The 16823-nt window shown below is 73.3% G+C and carries 11 protein-coding genes; 7 read left to right on the top strand and 4 right to left on the bottom strand.

The window, feature by feature from the left end:
• Positions 1-33 precede the first annotated feature (33 nt).
• Complete coding sequence (gene phsA / locus ABZ930_RS15445; RefSeq protein WP_361547350.1) at positions 34-1941, top strand: O-aminophenol oxidase PhsA; 1908 nt, start codon at positions 34-36, stop codon at positions 1939-1941.
• 112 nt (positions 1942-2053) lie between these two features.
• Positions 2054-3190, top strand: coding sequence for an aminopeptidase P family protein (locus ABZ930_RS15440; RefSeq protein ID WP_361547347.1), 1137 nt, complete (start codon positions 2054-2056; stop codon positions 3188-3190).
• A gap of 69 nt (positions 3191-3259) precedes the next feature.
• Here the strand turns inward: ABZ930_RS15440 and treZ are convergent, their stop codons facing one another.
• Entirely contained in the window at positions 3260-5005 is a 1746-nt protein-coding gene (gene treZ, locus ABZ930_RS15435; RefSeq protein ID WP_361547344.1) for a malto-oligosyltrehalose trehalohydrolase, read from the bottom strand.
• A 256-nt stretch (positions 5006-5261) separates the two neighbouring features.
• Between treZ and ABZ930_RS15430 the strand changes: the two genes are divergently transcribed.
• The gene (locus tag ABZ930_RS15430; RefSeq protein ID WP_361547341.1) at positions 5262-5837 is read left to right on the top strand and encodes a DUF1707 and FHA domain-containing protein; all 576 of its coding nucleotides are present in this window, start codon (positions 5262-5264) and stop codon (positions 5835-5837) included.
• Positions 5838-5847: 10 nt separating this feature from the next.
• Here the strand turns inward: ABZ930_RS15430 and ABZ930_RS15425 are convergent, their stop codons facing one another.
• The gene (locus ABZ930_RS15425) at positions 5848-7089 is read right to left on the bottom strand and encodes a M14 family zinc carboxypeptidase (RefSeq protein WP_361547338.1); all 1242 of its coding nucleotides are present in this window, start codon (positions 7087-7089) and stop codon (positions 5848-5850) included.
• A gap of 390 nt (positions 7090-7479) precedes the next feature.
• Between ABZ930_RS15425 and ABZ930_RS15420 the strand changes: the two genes are divergently transcribed.
• Complete coding sequence (locus tag ABZ930_RS15420) at positions 7480-8637, top strand: cytochrome P450 (RefSeq protein WP_361547335.1); 1158 nt, start codon at positions 7480-7482, stop codon at positions 8635-8637.
• Positions 8638-8661: 24 nt separating this feature from the next.
• Here the strand turns inward: ABZ930_RS15420 and treY are convergent, their stop codons facing one another.
• Positions 8662-11007 (bottom strand): malto-oligosyltrehalose synthase, encoded by a 2346-nt coding sequence (treY, locus tag ABZ930_RS15415; RefSeq protein ID WP_361547332.1) that lies wholly within the window; start codon positions 11005-11007, stop codon positions 8662-8664.
• A gap of 81 nt (positions 11008-11088) precedes the next feature.
• Between treY and ABZ930_RS15410 the strand changes: the two genes are divergently transcribed.
• Positions 11089-12357, top strand: a complete 1269-nt coding sequence (locus ABZ930_RS15410) for an MFS transporter (RefSeq protein ID WP_361547329.1) — start codon at positions 11089-11091, stop codon at positions 12355-12357.
• On the opposite strand, the gene glgX is transcribed toward ABZ930_RS15410, so the two are convergent.
• Positions 12332-14461 carry a glycogen debranching protein GlgX gene (gene glgX, locus ABZ930_RS15405; protein WP_361547326.1) on the bottom strand — a complete coding sequence of 710 codons (2130 nt, stop codon included), beginning with the start codon at positions 14459-14461 and terminating at the stop codon, positions 12332-12334. The genes ABZ930_RS15410 and glgX overlap by 26 nt on opposite strands.
• A gap of 158 nt (positions 14462-14619) precedes the next feature.
• Between glgX and ABZ930_RS15400 the strand changes: the two genes are divergently transcribed.
• Together ABZ930_RS15400 and ABZ930_RS15395 are read left to right on the top strand one after the other, a co-directional pair.
• Entirely contained in the window at positions 14620-15405 is a 786-nt protein-coding gene (locus ABZ930_RS15400) for a Tat pathway signal sequence domain protein (RefSeq protein ID WP_361547323.1), read from the top strand.
• Between the two features lie 67 nt (positions 15406-15472).
• Positions 15473-16810: a copper amine oxidase gene (locus ABZ930_RS15395; protein WP_361547320.1), complete on the top strand. Its 1338-nt coding sequence runs from the start codon at positions 15473-15475 to the stop codon at positions 16808-16810.
• The last annotated feature ends 13 nt before the right edge of the window (positions 16811-16823 follow it).

Here is a 16823-nt window from a genome sequence, read left to right as displayed (position 1 = left end):
GACTTCACGAGAACACACGGGGGTGTTCTTTCCATGACCGAGACCGCTGAGGTCTTCGACCACGCCACGACCCGCTCGACCGACCGCGCCGCCGACCGCACGACCGCCGCCGAGCCCGCCGAACTGACGCCGTACGCCGCGCCGCTGACCGTACCGCCGGTGCTGCGGCCCGCGTCCGGCGACGTCCTGCGGGAGACCGAGATCGCGGTGCGCCCGGTGTGGCAGCGGCTGCACCCGCAGCTCCCGCCGACCCTCATGTGGGGGTACCGGGGCTCGGTGCCGGGCCCCACGATCGAGGTGCGGCGCGGACAGCGCGTCCGCATCGCCTGGACCAATCACGTGCCCAAGGGCAGCGAGTACCCGGTGACGGCGGTGGAGGTGAGCAACGCGACGCCGGGCCCGGCCACCCTGCCCGGCCGTGCCGGCGTGGCGCCGAGCGCCGACGTCGCCGCACTGCCCGCCTGGCTCGTCACCCATCTCCACGGCGCCCAGACCGGAGGGGGCAACGACGGCTGGGCGGACAACGCGGTGGGCGCGGGCGACGCCCAGCTCTCCGAGTATCCGAACGACCATCAGGCGGTCCAGTGGTGGTACCACGACCACGCGATGAACGTGACCCGGTGGAACGTGCAGACCGGGCTCTACGGCACCTACCTCGTCCGTGACGACGAGGAGGACGCGCTCGGCCTGCCGTGCGGCGAGCGGGAGATCCCGCTGCTCCTCGCGGACCGGAACCTGGACACCGACGAGGACGGCCGCCTGACCGGACGGCTGCTCCACAAGACCGTCAAGGTCCAGGAGGCGAACCCGGAGACGGGCAAGCCCGTGACACTGCCGTTCACCGGCCCGTACACGACGGTGAACGGCCGGATCTGGCCGTACGCGGAGGTGGACCCGGCGTGGCACCGCTTCCGCCTGGTCAACGCGTCGAACGCCCGGATCTACCACCTCGTGCTGATCGACGAGGACGGCGAGCCGGTACCCGGCGTCCTGCACCAGATCGGCAGCGACGGCGGACTGCTGCCGCGGCCGGTGCCGGTCGACTTCGACGCCGCGCTGCCGGAGCTGACCGTCGCCCCGGCCGAGCGGACGGATCTCCTCATCGACTTCGCGGCGCTCGCCGGACGGCGCGTCCGCCTGGTCAACAAGGGGCCCCGGCAGCCGGCCGGGGTGCCGGACGTGCCCGGCGACGTGCGCTACCCGCACGTCCTGGAGTTCCGGGTGCGCGACTGCGCCGAGCCGGACTCCTTCACCCTGCCCGAGGTGCTCTCCGGCTCCTTCCGGAGGCTGACGCACGACATCCCGCACGGCCACCGGCTGATCGTGCTGACCCCGCCCGCCACCAAGGGCGGCGGCGGACACCCGGAGATCTGGGAGATGGCGGAGGTCGACCCGGAGGAGGCCGCGGAGCTGCACCTGCCCGCCGAGGGAATCGTCCAGGTCGTCGACGACAAGGGAGCGCTGAAGACCTACCGGCGCACCGCCCGGACCTTCAACGACGGACTCGGCTTCACCATCGCCGAGGGCAGCCACGAACAGTGGAGCTTCCTGAACCTCGCGGTGAACCCGCCGGTGGTGCACCCGATGCACATCCACCTCGCCGACTTCCAGATCCTCGGCCGGGACGCCTACGACGCCTCGGGCTTCGACCCGGCCGTCGGCGGCACGGCCGAACCGGTGACGTACGACGCGGCGACCACGGTCCCCTTCCCGCCGAACGAGCACGGGTACAAGGACACCTTCCGCGCGCTGCCCGGGCAGATGCTGCGGGTCCTCGGCCGGTTCGACGGCGCGTACGGGCGGTTCATGTACCACTGCCACCTGCTGGAGCACGAGGACATGGGCATGATGCGGCCGTTCGTCGTCATGCCCGAGGAGGCGATGAAGTTCGACCACGGCGCCGGGCACGGCCACGGAGGGCACGAGGGGCACACGGGGTAGCCGGGGCGGACCTGGAGGGGGGTGCGCTCGCGCCGCCCCTCCAGGGCGGGCAGGATGCTGCCGAGACAGCGGCAGCAGCCCGAAACCCGCACACACCCCCGGAGGACCGGACATGACGACCGGCACACCCGCGCCCTTCACCGCGGCCGACTACCAGGCCCGCATGGACCGTGCCGCGCGGTCCGCCGCCGACGCCGGGCTCGCCGGGGTGCTCGTCGCGCCCGGCCCCGACCTGGTCTGGCTCACCGGCTACCACGTGCCGGCCGACACCGAACGGCTCACCCTGCTGGTGCTCGCCGCCGGACAGCGGCCCACCCTCGTCGTGCCGACCCTGGAGGCGCCCGACGCCGCGAAGGCCGCGGGCGCCGACGCGATGACGCTGCGCGACTGGACCGACGGCAGGAACCCGTACGACGTCACGGCGCCCCTGATGGACGGGTCCGGCCGCTTCGGCGTCAGCGACAACGCCTGGGCGATGCACCTGCTCGGCCTGCAGAAGACCCTCCCCGACACGTCGTACGTGTCCCTCACCGAGGCGCTGCCCATGCTGCGCGCCGTCAAGGACGCCGCCGAGCTGGAGCGGCTCGCGGCCGCGGGCGCCGCGGCCGACGCCACCTACGAGGAGATCAAGAAGGTGCCCTTCGCGGGCCGCAAGGAGATCGACGTCTCCCGTGAACTCGCCGATCTGCTGCGACGGTTCGGGCACGAGCAGGTCGACTTCACGCTCGTCTGCTCCGGTCCCAACGGCGCCAACCCGCACCACGCGCCGGGCGACCGCGTCATCCAGGACGGCGACATGATCGTCCTCGACTTCGGCGGTCTCAAGCACGGCTACGGCTCCGACACCTCCCGCACCGTGCACGTCGGCGAGCCGACCGCCGAGGAGCGTGAGGTCCACGACATCGTGCGCGCCGCCCAGACCGCGGCCTGCGACGCCGTCCGGCCCGGCATCGCCTGCCAGGACGTCGACCGTGCCGCCCGCGAGGTCATCACCGACGCCGGGTACGGCGAGTACTTCATCCACCGCACCGGGCACGGCATCGGCGTCACCACGCACGAACCCCCGTACATGATCGAGGGCGAGGAGCAGGAGCTGGTGCCCGGCATGTGCTTCTCCGTGGAGCCCGGCATCTATCTGCCCGGCCGCTTCGGCGTACGCATCGAGGACATCGTCACGGTCACCGGGGAGGGCGGGGGAGGCGGCATGCGCCTCAACGCCACGTCGCGGGAGCTGGCCGTCGTCGGCTGACGGCTCCCCGATGAGATGCGCACGCAGTGCGCATCTCAGGGGCGCGGGGAACCGCGCGGTATCCGGCCCCTAAGGCGCCTCCACCACCGCGGCCGACTCGGGCGGGACCGTCAGGAGGCCGTCCGCGCCGGGGATCTCGATCGGGGACCAGGCGGCGAGGAGGCGGGTGACCGGGCGGCCCAGCGGGATCGACACCGACGCCCCGGACAGATTCACCGCCACCCGGACGTCCCCGCGCCGATAGGCGACCCACCGCGCCCGCTCGTCGAAGGCGACCCGCACCGCGGCCAGATCCGGATTCTGAAGATCGGCACGGGCGCGCCGCAGCGCGATCAGCGCCCGGTACCAGGCGAGCACGCGCGCGTGGTCGCCCGTCTCGCGCTCCGGCCAGTTCAGACAGGACCGCTCGCGGGTGGCCGGATCCTGCGGATCGGGAATGTCGGCCTCGGCCCAGCCGTGCGCCGCGAACTCCCGGCGCCGCCCCTTGCGGACGGCCTCGGCGAGCTCCGGATCGGTGTGGTCGGTGAAGTACTGCCAGGGCGTACTGGCCGCCCACTCCTCGCCCATGAACAGCATCGGGGTGAAGGGGCCCGTGAGCACCAGCGTGGCCGCGCACGCCAGGAGCCCGGGGGAGAGGGAGGCGGCCAGGCGGTCGCCCTGCGCGCGGTTGCCGACCTGGTCGTGGGTCTGGGTGTAGGCGAGCAGCCGGTGCGCGGGCACCCGGGCACGGTCCAGCGGACGGCCGTGCCGACGGCCGCGGAACGTCGAGTACGTACCGTCGTGGAAGAAGCCGTGCGTGAGTGTCTTGGCCACGGCGGCCATCGGCTCGCGCGCGAAGTCGGCGTAGTAGCCCTGCCCTTCGCCGGTGACGGCCGCGTGCACGGCGTGATGGACGTCGTCGTTCCACTGCGCGTGCAGACCCAGGCCGCCCTCGGCGCGGGGCGTGATGACGCGCGGGTCGCCGAGGTCGGACTCGCCGATCAGGAACAGCGGTCGGCCCAGACGCGCGGCCAACTCGTCGACCTCCGCCGACAGTTCCTCCAGGAAGGGCAGGGCGCGACGGTCGTGGAGTTCGTGGATCGCGTCCAGCCGCAGCCCGTCCAGGCGGTAGTCGCGCAGCCAGGCGAGCGCGCTGCCGATGAGATAGGCGCGCACCTCGTCGGAGCCGGCCGCGTCCAGGTTCACGGCGCTGCCCCAGGGCGTGTGATGGGTGTCCGTGAAGTACGGGCCGAACGCGGGCAGATAGTTCCCGGACGGGCCCAGATGGTTGTGGACCACGTCGAGGACGACCCCGAGGCCCAGCCCGTGCGCCGCGTCGACAAATCGCTTCAGTGCCTCCGGGCCGCCGTACGGCTCGTGCACGGCCCACAGGCTGACCCCGTCGTAGCCCCACCCGTGCCTGCCGGGCACGGGACACAGGGGCATCAGCTCGACGTGGGTGACGCCCAGTTCGGCCAGATGCCCCAGACGCGCGGCGGCCGCGTCGAGCGTGCCCTCCTTCGTGTACGTGCCGACGTGCAGCTCGTACAGGACGGCGCCGGTCAGATCGCGCCCGGCCCACTCGCCGCGCCAGGCGTACCGCCGGTGGTCGACGACCGCGCTCGGCCCGTCGGGCCCGTCGGGCTGGCGCGGTGAGCGGGGGTCGGGCAGCAGCGGGCCGCCGTCCAGCAGGAACCCGTAGCGGTCCCCGTCGGCGGCGTCCGCCGTCCCCGTCCACCAGCCGTCCCGGTCCGTATCGCGTTCCAACGCGCGCGTGGCGTCCTCCAACCGGAGTTCCACACGCTCGGCCTGTGGTGCCCACACCTCGAACTGCACGGACGTTCCCCCTCGTGCGACAGGTTGTCTGCTCACGGTGACGATCCGTCCCATGGTGCGTCAGACGTGATCGCCGCGCCGCCGGTTCGCCGAGGTGGGTTCCGTGTCACACGAAGATCACACGTGGCCGGCGCGTCAGGAAATCCCCCGAGGAGCGCTCCGCGGGGCCCGTCGTCGTGCTCACGCCACAGCGGTCTCCGCCCGACGCTCCGCATATTCTGGACACCCCGGCCGTCACTGCCGGACAATCGCCACTGTGACGTCCTCGTTTGAACACCACACGTACCCGGCTCGGCTCTCCGACGCCGAGCGGGACCGTGCGCTGAGGGTGCTCAGGGACGGTGTCGCGCTCGGCCGGCTCTCGCACGACACCTTCGTGCGCCGCATGGAGCTGGCCCTCACCACGCAGAAGCCCGACGAACTCGCGGCGCTCACCGCCGACCTGCGGCCCGAGAACCGCTGGACCCGGGCGATGCTCGGCGCCGTGGGCGCCGTCTCCGGCTTCACGGTGCGGCTGCACCGGGCGTGGACCGTGGAGCGGCTGCCGAAGCTGCTGCTGCCGCCCGCCGACCGGCAGCACCCGCTCCGCATCGGCCGCGACCCGGCCAACGGGCTGCGGCTCAGCCACGAGACGGTCTCCCGCGTGCACGCCGAGCTGAGCCGCCAGGGCGGCCTGTGGATACTGCGCGACCTCGGCTCCACCAACGGCACGTCCGTGAACGGGCGGCGGGTGATCGGCGCGGCCGTCGTCAGGGACGGCGACCAGGTCGGGTTCGGCCGCATGTCGTTCCGGCTGTCCGCCGACGGCGGCCCCGCGGTGGGCCGGGGCTGACCGGCACCGCTCAGCCCTGCGCGTGCCGGACGGCCGCGACCGTGGTCCGCGCCTGGTGCTCGATCTGGTGGGCCACCGGCACCCACCGCGCCCCGAACCGGTCCGCGTACACCTCGCACCAGCGGGTGACGAGGAGATCGAGCCGGGGCGCGGCCCGGTCGTCGGCCTCCTCGAGAACCCGCAGCAGCATGGCGGCGGCCCGCAGCGGCAGCCGCCGGCCGAACGCGTCGATGCTGCCGATGTACGCCATCGTCGCGTCCGGCGGTGGCGGCTGCATCCAGTCGTCCGCGAGCCCCGGCACCAGGCTCAGCGCCCAGCGCGCCGCCCGCAGCAGCGGCCCCCGGGTGTCCGGGAGACGGGGCAGCGCCTCCATGAGGATGTCCTCCACGAGCCGGGTGTCGCGGCTGATCCGCACCGACAGCCGCCGCAGGGCCCGCTCCGGGGCCGGATGCGGCGCCGGGTCGTCCACCAGGTCGCTGGCCCACATCGGGACCTCCACGATCGCCGTGGACCCGCCGTACCGGTGGGCGTGGTGCCAGGTGGAGTGCCGGGCGTCGTCGGGCAGGCTCGGGAACGCGGCCTGCGCGTCCGGGTCCGGCATGACATGCACGCCCGGCCCCGAGACGGGCCAGCCCGCCGCGTCCGACGCGCCCGTCTCCACCGGTATGTGCAGCTCGGCCGCCGACTTGGCGAACGGCTCCGCGAGACCCGGGATGTCCCGGGTCAACTGCACCCAGCTGCCGCCCAGTTCCGTGCCGTGCAGGGACACCTGGAGATACGGGCGCAGCTCGTCGATGATCCCGGTGAGCGTGGTGGTCTCCGGCGGCAGCCGGTCGGCCGGCAGGACCGACGGCGACCACTCGGGCTGCTCGGGCCCGGCCGGACGGAAGAAGTGACGGTGGTACTCGAGGAGCGTGCGCGGCGCCGGGGTCGTGTGCAGGGCCGCGCCGTCCGGGTCGGCGCACAGCAGGAAGTGCCAGGACCGGTCGGATCTCAGGGACTGGTCGTAGAGGGCCTGTTGGGCCAGGTGCAGCGCCGTGGCGCCGCCGGTGGGTTCGTTGGCGTGTGCGCCCGCGACGACCAGGACCGTGCGCCGGTCGTGGCCCACGGACAACAGGTGCAGGGGACGCCCCCCGCGCGAAGTCCCCACCTGGCGCAGTCGGCACAGGTCAGGTCGTACAGTCGTCAGCTCCCGCGCTGACCGGGCCAGTTGGGCCGCAGTGGGGTACCGCTGGTCCGTCAGATGACTCACCCCCGTTGGTGCTCCCGCCGTCGGCAATCCGCAGTACCCCACGCTTGCCGGTCCCTGTCAAGAAGGTCTGTACCGGTGCCCGCCGCCGGTGCGCCGGCTCCCGCAATCATCGCGGAAAGGCCCGGCCCGCCGAGGGGGATTCGCGGTTCCGGTCCACCGTCCACGGCACCGTACGCCGTCCGGACGCGGTCCCGCCTGCGTATCGTCCTCCCGCCACGGCCGCCGGGGACAGGGAGTTCACACCGAGTTCATACCCGCGCCGGGGTGCTCCGGCGGCCGCCTCCGTCACCCGTACGGCCGCACGGGTGCTGCGCGCCCCCGCCGGCGGTGGTGCGCTGGGAGGATCCGTGCGCGGCACCCGGCGCACCGGCCCAGAGAGGGAACCCCGCGGTGCTGTGCCCCCTGGAACCCGCCGCGCGCCCGGCCGTCGAGGGACCGCGCCGCCGCCGCACGCCCCCGAGCCTCGCCGAGCCGGACGTCGCCCGCGACCCGTACCCGCTCTACCGCACCCTCCGCGACGCCCATCCGCTGCGCCACGACGAACCCTTCGGCGCCTGGCTGCTCAGCCGGCACGTCGACGTCCGCGCCGCGCTCGCCGACCCCCGCCTGGTGGCCCCGCCACCCGGACGCACCTTCACCCACCTCGAACAGGGCACGCACGCCGCGCACCGGGCGCTCGTCTCCCCGGGCCTGCAAGGACGCGCGCTGGCCGCCCTGCGCGCGGGCGTGGAGCGCGGCGCGTACGTCCTGGCCCGGCGTCTCGTCCGGCGCGAGGAGGCCGACCTGGTCGAGGAGTTCTGCCGCTGGCTGCCGTCGGCCGCCGTCGTCGCCGCGCTCGGCCTGCCCCACGAGGAGACCGCCCGCGTCACCGCCTGGAGCCGCACGGACCTGACCCACCTCGGCGCCGTGCCCGCCGACGTGGAGGACGCCCTGCGCCCCCACATCGCCCGCCGCCGCGCCCACCCGGGCGGCGACCTCCTGTCGGTCCTGTGCACCGCGCGGGCCGACGGGCGCCCGCTGCCCGACGAGGCCGTCGCCGGGCTCGTGGCCACCCTGCTGGGCGCGGGCGGCGAGGCCACCGGACACGCCCTCGCCGCGCATCTCGCCAACCTCCTCGACCACCCCGCCCAGCTGGCCCTGATCCGGGCGCGGCCCGCGCTGACCGACGCGGCCTGGGCGGAGTCGCTGCGCCGCGACCCGGCCGTGCACGTCGTGCTGCGCCGCGCGCTCGCCCCGGTCCCGGTGAGCGGCGGCACGATACCGGCCGGGGCCACCGTGGCCTGCCTCGTCGGCTCGGCGGGCCGGGACGCCGCCCGGTTCACCGACCCCGACCGCTACGACCTGTTCCGGGCCGACCCGGGCCAGCTGGCCTTCGGCGCCGGCCGGCACCGCTGTCTCGGCGTCCCGTTCACCCGCATGATCGCGGGCTCGGGCCTGACCGCCCTGCTGGCGGCCCTGCCCGGACTGGCCTGGGCACCGGGCTTCCGCCCCGCCCCGGAGGGCCTGCTCACCAGGGCACCGGCCGCCCTCCTCGTCCGCACCCACTGACGGGCGGGACTCCCGACCCGCCTCCTACTGGTCGGCCCGCACCAGCAGCGCCACCGGGAGCTCGCCGAACAGCTCGCCCACGCGCGCGGGTCCGCGGAACCGCCGCCCGGGGACGAGGAGTTCCGACCAGTCGCCCTCGGGGAGGATCAGCTCCGTCTCCCGCCAGCCGCCCGCCTCGGCCAGCCGCAGCGAGAGCCTGGTCGCCGCCACGACGACCCGGCCGGAGCGCCCGAAGGCCAGACAGTGGGCCGCGCCGGGGCCCCGGGCCGTCAGCGGCTCGTACGTCGCCGTCCCGCCGAACCACTCGGGACGCTCCCGGCGCAGCCGCAGCGCCGCCCGGGTCAGGGCCTCCTTGTCCCGCGACAGCGCACCGTCGGCCTTCTCGTCGAAGCGGGCCGGAGCGCGGTTGTCCGGGTCCACCAGCGCGCGGTACTCGCGCTCACTGCCCTGGTAGAGGTCGGGCACCCCGGGCATCGTCAGGTGCACCAGGGCGGCGCCCAGGACGTTCGCCCGGACATGGGGCAGCAGCCCGTCCATGAACCGCAGCACCTTCTCGCCCGGAGGCCCGCACGGACCGGACGCCACGAACTCCCGCACCGCGTCCTCGTAGGCGGCGTTCTGCTCCGTCCACGTCGTGAACAGGCCCGCCTCGCGCGCGTGCTTGAGCATCGCCTGCTGCAGCCGCTCCGGTTCGGCCGGGCCGAGGCCCGCCACGAGCTGCCAGGCCGCCCACGCCAGCTGGGGGTCGGGTGCCGCGGTCCGCCCGGCCACCTCGCCGAGCAGCGCCTCCCACCGGTCGGGGCACTGGGAGAGCACCGAGATGCCCGCGCGGACGTCGGCGCTGCGCTTGGTGTCGTGCGTGGACAGCACCGTCGAGGTGTCGGGCCAGTCGCGCTGCACGCGCGCGCAGTACGCGTGGAACGCCTCGGCGGAAACGGCCGGATCCCGCGGGCAGCCGCCCACCTCGAGGGCCGACAGGAGCGGCGTGTACCGGTAGAACGCCGCGTCCTCGACGGACTTGGCCCGCAGCGCCGACGAGGTCTGCGCGAACCGGGCCCGGAACGCCTCGTGCCGGGGCCCCGTCCCGTGCAGGCCGAGCGCGAGGTCCCGTACGGCGTCGACCGCGCGCGCCTCCTCGGGCACCGCGAACACCGCCTTCGCCTCCTCGGCGGCCGCGGCCGTCAGGACCGTCTCGGGGGCGTCCCCGCCGGACACGTACGACCGGTAGACCGGCACGCGCACCAGCAGCTCGCACAGGGCCGTGCGCAGCGCCCACGGCGCGTGGTCGCGCAGCCGGGGGTCCGGGGCGCACAGGGCGGTCGCCTCGCGCGTCAGCCGGTCCACCTCGGCCGCCAGACCGTGCGCGACCACCTGGTGGGCCGCGCGGTCCACCGTCCGCTCCCACCGGCCGCCCGCGTCGGCGGAGACGTCCGTGAAGCGCCGGAAGTGGCCGAGGAGCCGGTCGGCGCCGACCGGGTCGGTGAACAGGCCGTCGATGCGGCGCAGCGCGTCGTAGCCCGTCGTGCCGGCCACCGGCCAGCCGGCGGGCAGCCGCTCGTCGTCCTCCAGGATCTTCTCCACCACGGTCCAGCGGCCGCCGCTCGCGGCCGCCAGCCGCTCCAGGTAGGCGCCCGGGTCGGCGAGCCCGTCCGGGTGGTCGACGCGCAGCCCGTCGACGACGCCCTCGCGCAGCAGCCGCAGGACGGTGGCGTGGGTCGCGTCGAACACCTCCGGCTCCTCCACCCGCACCGCGATCAGGTCCGAGATGGTGAAGAACCGGCGGTAGTTGAGGTCCGTGCGGGCCAGCCGCCACCAGGCGAGCCGGTACCACTGGGCGTCGAGCAGCTCCTGCAGCGGCAGGGACTGCGTTCCGGGCCGCAGCGGGAACGCGTGGTCGTAGTAGCGCAGCACGTCGCCGTCGACCGTCAGACGGGGCAGTTCGTCGCCCACGGGAGCGCCGAGGACCGGCAGCAGCACCCGGCCGCCCTGCGCCTCCCAGTCGATGTCGAACCAGCGGGCGAACGGCGACGACGGCCCGTCGCGCAGGACGTCCCACAGGGCGTGGTTGAGGCGTGCGACCGCCGCCATGTGGTTGGGCACGATGTCCACGACGAGGCCCAGCCCGTGCGCGTGGGCGGCGCGCGCCAGGGCCCGCAGTCCCTCCTCGCCGCCCAGCTCCGCGCGTACGCGCGCGTGGTCGACGACGTCGTAGCCGTGCGTCGAACCGGGCACCGCCTCCAGGACGGGCGACAGGTGCAGATGCGAGACCCCCAGGGAGGCCAGGTACGGGACGGCCGCCGCGGCCGCGGCGAACCCGAATTCCGGTTGCAGCTGGAGCCGGTAGGTGCCCGTCGGGGCGTGAGGCGTCATGCGAATCTACGTACCCCTTGGGGCGGGTTTCGTGTCATCGCCGCATGCGGGGGCCGCGCCGCACCTCGTTAGTTTCGGACGATGACCGGCACTCCCGTGGACACCAGCACCTCCGGCAGCACGCTCGACGCCTACCGCGGCGTGCTCGCTGCGACCGGGCGGCCGCTGCCCGCCGTCTCCTTCCTCGGGCGGCTGCCGGTCGCCGTGATCCAGTTCGGCAGCGTCCTGCTGGTGACCCGTACCAGCGGCTCGCTGGCCACCGGCGGCACGGTCGCCTGCGCGCTCGCCCTCGGCCAGGTCGCCATGGGCCCCTTCGTGGGGCGGCTCGCCGACCGGCGCGGTCAGCGCCCGGTCGTGCTCGCCTTCGCGCTCGCCAACTCCCTGGCCATCGCGCTCTACACGCTGGGCGCCCTGTACCACCTGCCGACGCCCGCGCTCATCGCCCTGGGCATCGCGGCGGGCGCCACCGTGCCCGGCATCGGTCCGCTCGCGCGGGCCCGCGGGGTCGCCCTCGTCCGCCGCGACGGAGCCGACGAGCGGGTCGTCGACGCCGTGCTGTCCCTGGAGTCCACGATGGACGAGCTCTCCTTCGTCCTCGGCCCGGCCCTCATCGGCGTCGCCTCGGTGGTCGCGCACCCGGCCTACGCGTTCGGCGCGGCCGCCCTCCTGGTCGCCGTCTGCGGCACCGCCTTCGCCCTGCACCCGACGGCGACCGCCGTGCCGCGGGCGGCCCCGGACGCGCGGACCCGCCCCGCGCGGCGGGCGCCCATGCCGCGCCAGGTCCACGTCGTCCGCGTCGGACTCGTCCTCCTGGGGGTCCTGCTGGGCGGCTGCGGCGCCGGGATCACCGCGCTCACCCAGGAGCTGGGCCAGGAGAACCAGGCGGGCCTGGTCTACGCCGCCATGGGCGTCATGAGCGCCGTCGTCGGCCTGTCCATGGCGGCCGTGCCGGAACGCTTCTCGCTGCCCGCCCGCTGGCGGGTCGCCACGGCCGCCGCCGCGCTGCTGTCACTGCCGCTGATCGTCACCGACACCATGCCGCTGCTGTACGTCGTCGTGACCGTCTTCGGCGCCCTGTTCGCCCCGAACCTCATCACCGGCTTCGGGCTCACCGAACGCGCCGTGCCGCGCGAGCGGCTCGCCGAGGGCATGACGGTCGCCGCGAGCGCCTTCGTCGGCGGGCAGGCCGTCACGCTCGCCGTGGCGGGGCGCCTCGCGCAGTCCCACGGTCCCGCTGCCGCGTTCGCGGTGGGCAGCGTGGCCGCGGGGCTCGCCTTCCTCGTGGCGCTGCGCGTACGCCCGCTCCGGGGCGCCGCCGATCCGGCTACGCGGGCCGTCGCAGCACGGTGAGGCTGCGGCCCGCCAGCGTCAGCCGGTCGCCCGCCTGCACCTTGGGGCCCTCGTCGGCCGGGATCCCGTCGGCCAGCGCCGTGTCGACCACCGCGTGCCACTGCCGTCCGTGGTTGACCGGCACCAGGAACTCCTGCGCCTCCGGCTCGGCGTTGAACAGCAGCAGGAACGAGTCGTCCGTGATCCGCTCGCCGCGCGGCCCCGGCTCCGAGATCGCGTTCCCGTTCAGGAACACCGACAGCGCGCGGGCCTGCGCGGCGCCCCAGTCCTCCTGCGTCATCTCCTCGCCCTCGGGGGTGAACCAGGCGATGTCCGACAGCTCGTCGTGCGTCCCCTCGACGGGGCGGCCGTGGAAGAAGCGCCGCCTGCGGAAGACCGGATGCTCCCGGCGCAGCCGCACCATCGCGCGCGTGAAGGCCAGGAACGGGTCCTCGGGCGCCTTGCCGTCCCCGGATCCGTCCGCCCAGTTCACCCACGCCAGTTCGTTGTCCTGGCAGTAGGCGTTGTTGTTGCCGCTCTGGGTGCGCCCCAGCTCGTCACCGTGGCTGAGCATCGGCACGCCCTGCGACAGCATCAGCGTGGCGACGAAGTTGCGCATCTGGCGCGCCCGCAGGTCGAGGACCTCCGGATCGTCGCTGTCGCCCTCCTCCCCGCAGTTCCAGGACCGGTTGTGGGACTCGCCGTCCCGGTTCTCCTCGCCGTTGGCGTCGTTGTGCTTGTCGTTGTACGAGACCAGGTCGCGCAGGGTGAAACCGTCGTGGCAGGTCACGAAGTTGATCGACGCCAGCGGCCGGCGGCCGTCGTCCTGGTACAGGTCCGACGAGCCGGTCAGCCGGCCCGCGAACTCGGCGAGCGCCCGCGGTTCGCCGCGCCACAGGTCTCTGACGGTGTCCCGGTACTTGCCGTTCCACTCCGTCCACAGCGGCGGGAAGTTACCCACCTGGTAGCCGCCCTCGCCGACGTCCCACGGCTCCGCGATCAGCTTCACCTGGGAGATCACCGGATCCTGCTGCACCAGGTCGAAGAACGACGACAGCCGGTCCACCTCGTGGAACTGCCGCGCCAGGGTCGCCGCGAGGTCGAAGCGGAACCCGTCGACGTGCATCTCCTCGACCCAGTAACGCAGCGAATCCATGATCATCTGCAGGACGTGGGGCGACCGCATCAGCAGCGAGTTGCCCGTACCGGTGGTGTCCATGTAGTAGCGCTGGTCGTCCGTCAGCCGGTAGTACGACGGGTTGTCCAGCCCCTTGAAGGAGAGCGTCGGACCCAGGTGGTTGCCCTCGGCCGTGTGGTTGTAGACCACGTCCAGGATGACCTCGATCCCCGCCTGGTGCAGCGCGCGGACCGCGGACTTGAACTCCAGGACCTGCTCGCCCCGGTCGCCCCAGGAGGCGTAGGTGTTGTGCGGGGCGAAGAAGCCGATCGTGTTGTAGCCCCAGTAGTTGTTCAGGTCCATCTCGACCAGCCGGTGGTCGTTGACGAACTGATGGACCGGCATCAACTCCAGTGCCGTGACGCCCAGTTCCGTGAGGTGGTCGATGATCGCCGGATGGGCGAGGCCCGCGTACGTGCCGCGCAGCTCCTCCGGCAGGTCGGGATGGGTCATCGTCAGGCCCTTCACATGGGCCTCGTAGATCACCGTCTCGTGGTAGTCGGTGCGCGGCGGCCGGTCGTCGCCCCAGTCGAAGTACGGGTTGACCACCACGGACGTCATCATGTGCGGCGCGGAGTCCCGGTCGTTGCGCTCGTCGGGGGAGCCGAAGGGGTAGCCGTACACCGACTCGTTCCACTCGATCTTCCCGCTGATGGCGCGCGCGTAGGGGTCGAGCAGCAGCTTCGCCGAGTTGCAGCGCAGGCCGTGCTCGGGCTCGTAGGGGCCGTGGGCGCGGTACCCGTACCGCTGACCCGGCATGATTCCCGGTAGATAGGCGTGCCGCACGAAGGCGTCCGACTCGCGCAGTTCGACCGCGGTCTCCGACCCGTCGTCGTGCAACAGGCACAGTTCGATGCGGTCGGCGGTCTCCGAGAAGACCGCGAAATTGGTTCCGGCGCCGTCGTACGTGGCACCCAGCGGATACGCCTGTCCAGGCCACACCTGCATGCTGACGACTCTTCCACTTCCGGCCCGGGGATCCGGGCGCATCGGTCAGTCTGCCCCGAACATGGCGGAACCAGCCGGGAGTTGTGTCCCTCTTACAGGAAGACCACGCAATACCGGTATGCCCACCGGTGGGACTGCCGGGGACAAAGGGGGAAGATGTGCGCGCGCTAGCAAGACGCCATCTCGGGAAGATCGTGGCGGGAGCGGCCCTCGCGGTCGCCGGGGCCGCGGTGGCGGTCGGCGTGAGCCTGCCGCAGAACAGCGGGGGTGACACGGAGAAGGCCGCCACGGCGCAGCAGGACGCCGTGGCGCCCGCGGGGAGGATCGAGGCCGCGCCCGCGGAGGGGGAGAAGGGCGTCGGCCGCGACCCGCTGACCGACGCCGAGACGGCCCGCGCGGAGCGGCTCGCCGAGGCGGCGAACGGCCTGCGGATGAACGCGAGGGACGCCGAGGGGGACCGCGGCCCCCAGCACCTGTCGACGAACCTGACGGAGGCCGACCCGGACCTTGCGCCGGCCGCCGCGGCCCAGCGCCGGGCCGACGTCGTCTTCTACGACTACCGGACCGACTCGGTCGTCACCAGGACGGTGAACCTGGACACCGGCAAGGTCGAGGACACCGCCACCGACAAGGGCGTGCAGCCCCCGCCCAGCCAGGACGAACTGAAGCAGGCCGCCGAGCTGCTGATCGGCAGCCCGCTCGGCGCCGGCCTGAAGAGCGACTACAAGGACGCCACCGACAAGCCGCTGACCACGGCCGGCCAACTGCAGCTGAGCGGCATGGTGTTCCGCAAGGAGACCGTCGCCGAGGTGCCCTCCGACCTCACCGCCTGCGGCAAGCACCGCTGCCTGCGCGTCGTCGCCAAGGTGAAGAACGGGCCGTGGATCGACACCCGTGCCCTCGTCGTCGACCTGAGCGACCGCGCCGTCGGCCGCCTGTCCTGACGACCGGGGCCCGGGCCCCGCCGACCACTTCCGCTGCCGTTTCTCCTGCACGAGGGAGCCCTTCCGTATGCACGTCACGCACGTCAACAGAGTCCGGCGCGCCCGCTTCCGGCCCGCCGCCGCCCTCACCGGCCTCACGGGCCTCGCGGTCACCGCGCTGCTCGGCACCGCCCTCGCCACCGCCCCGTCCGCCGCCGCCGGGCCCCAGAAGGCGCCCGCCGCGGCCGCGCCCGCCTGTTCGGCCGCGTACCAGATCGAGCAGGTCCTCGACGGCGGCACCACCTGGCGCATGTGCTGGCACTACAACACGCTGTCCGGGCTCGTCCTGGACAACGTCAGCTACCAGCCCAAGAGCGAGCCCAAGCCGATTCCCGTCCTCACCAGTGCCCGCCTCGCGCAGGTCCATGTCCCCTACGACGACGGGGAGGCCGAGTACGACGACATCACCGGCACCGACTTCGGCCAGGCGCTGCAGAACCTGAAGCCGGCCGAGTGCCCCGGCGGCACCATCAAGACCGTCAAGGTCCCCGACATGGGGAACGTCAAGGGCCTGTGCACGACCACGCGTGCGCGCGGGCACGCGTACCGGCTCAACGACGACGCGTCGACCGGCGGCAACGGCAAGCTGTACAGCGCCCAGGGCAAGGACCTGCTGGTCTACACGGTCAACAAGGCGTCCTGGTACGAGTACATCACCGAGTGGCGCTTCTCCTCCGACGGCACCATCACGTCGAACGTGGGCGCCACCGGCAGCCTCTCCCCGTACGACTACAACGGCACCGACGGCAAGGGCTGGCCCATCGGCAAGGGCGCGACCGCCTACGCGGAGAGCCACAGCCACAACGTCTTCTGGCGGCTCAACTTCGGCCTGGACGGCTCCAGCAAGGCGAAGGTCGAGCAGTACGACTCGAAGGTCACCCCGCCGCGGGGCAACGGCTCGCCGACCACGAAGACCACCCGCACCCCCGTCACCAAGGAACTCGCCGGTGACGTGAAGGACATGCGGTGGTGGCGGGTGGTGTCGACGGCGGGCAAGAACAAGGACGGCCACCCCAGGTCGTACGAGTTCGTGCCCGGCCGCTCCAGCACGTTCCCCGGGCGCTCCTTCACCAAGCACGACGTGTACTTCACGGAGTACAAGAAGTGCGAGCAGTACGCGAGCGACAACCCGTCGGCGAACTGCGGCGGGACGAGTGTGGACAAGTGGGTCTCGGGCCAGACGCTCACGCACCCGATCACCTGGGTCAACATCGGGTTCCACCACATCGCCCGTGATGAGGACCAGCAGCCCATGCCGGTCCACTGGCAGGGCTTCTCCATCGCCCCCAGGGACGTGACCGCTATGAATCCGCTCACTCCCGCGGATCTGGCCGGACAGAACGGCGTTCCCGGAAACGGTAGTTGAGAAACTCACCGGT

The sequence above is a fragment of the Streptomyces sp. NPDC046716 genome (assembly GCF_040645755.1).
Lineage (GTDB): Bacteria > Actinomycetota > Actinomycetes > Streptomycetales > Streptomycetaceae > Streptomyces.
Note: the sequence above shows the minus strand (reverse complement) of the source record. Positions and strands in the feature narration are given on the sequence as shown.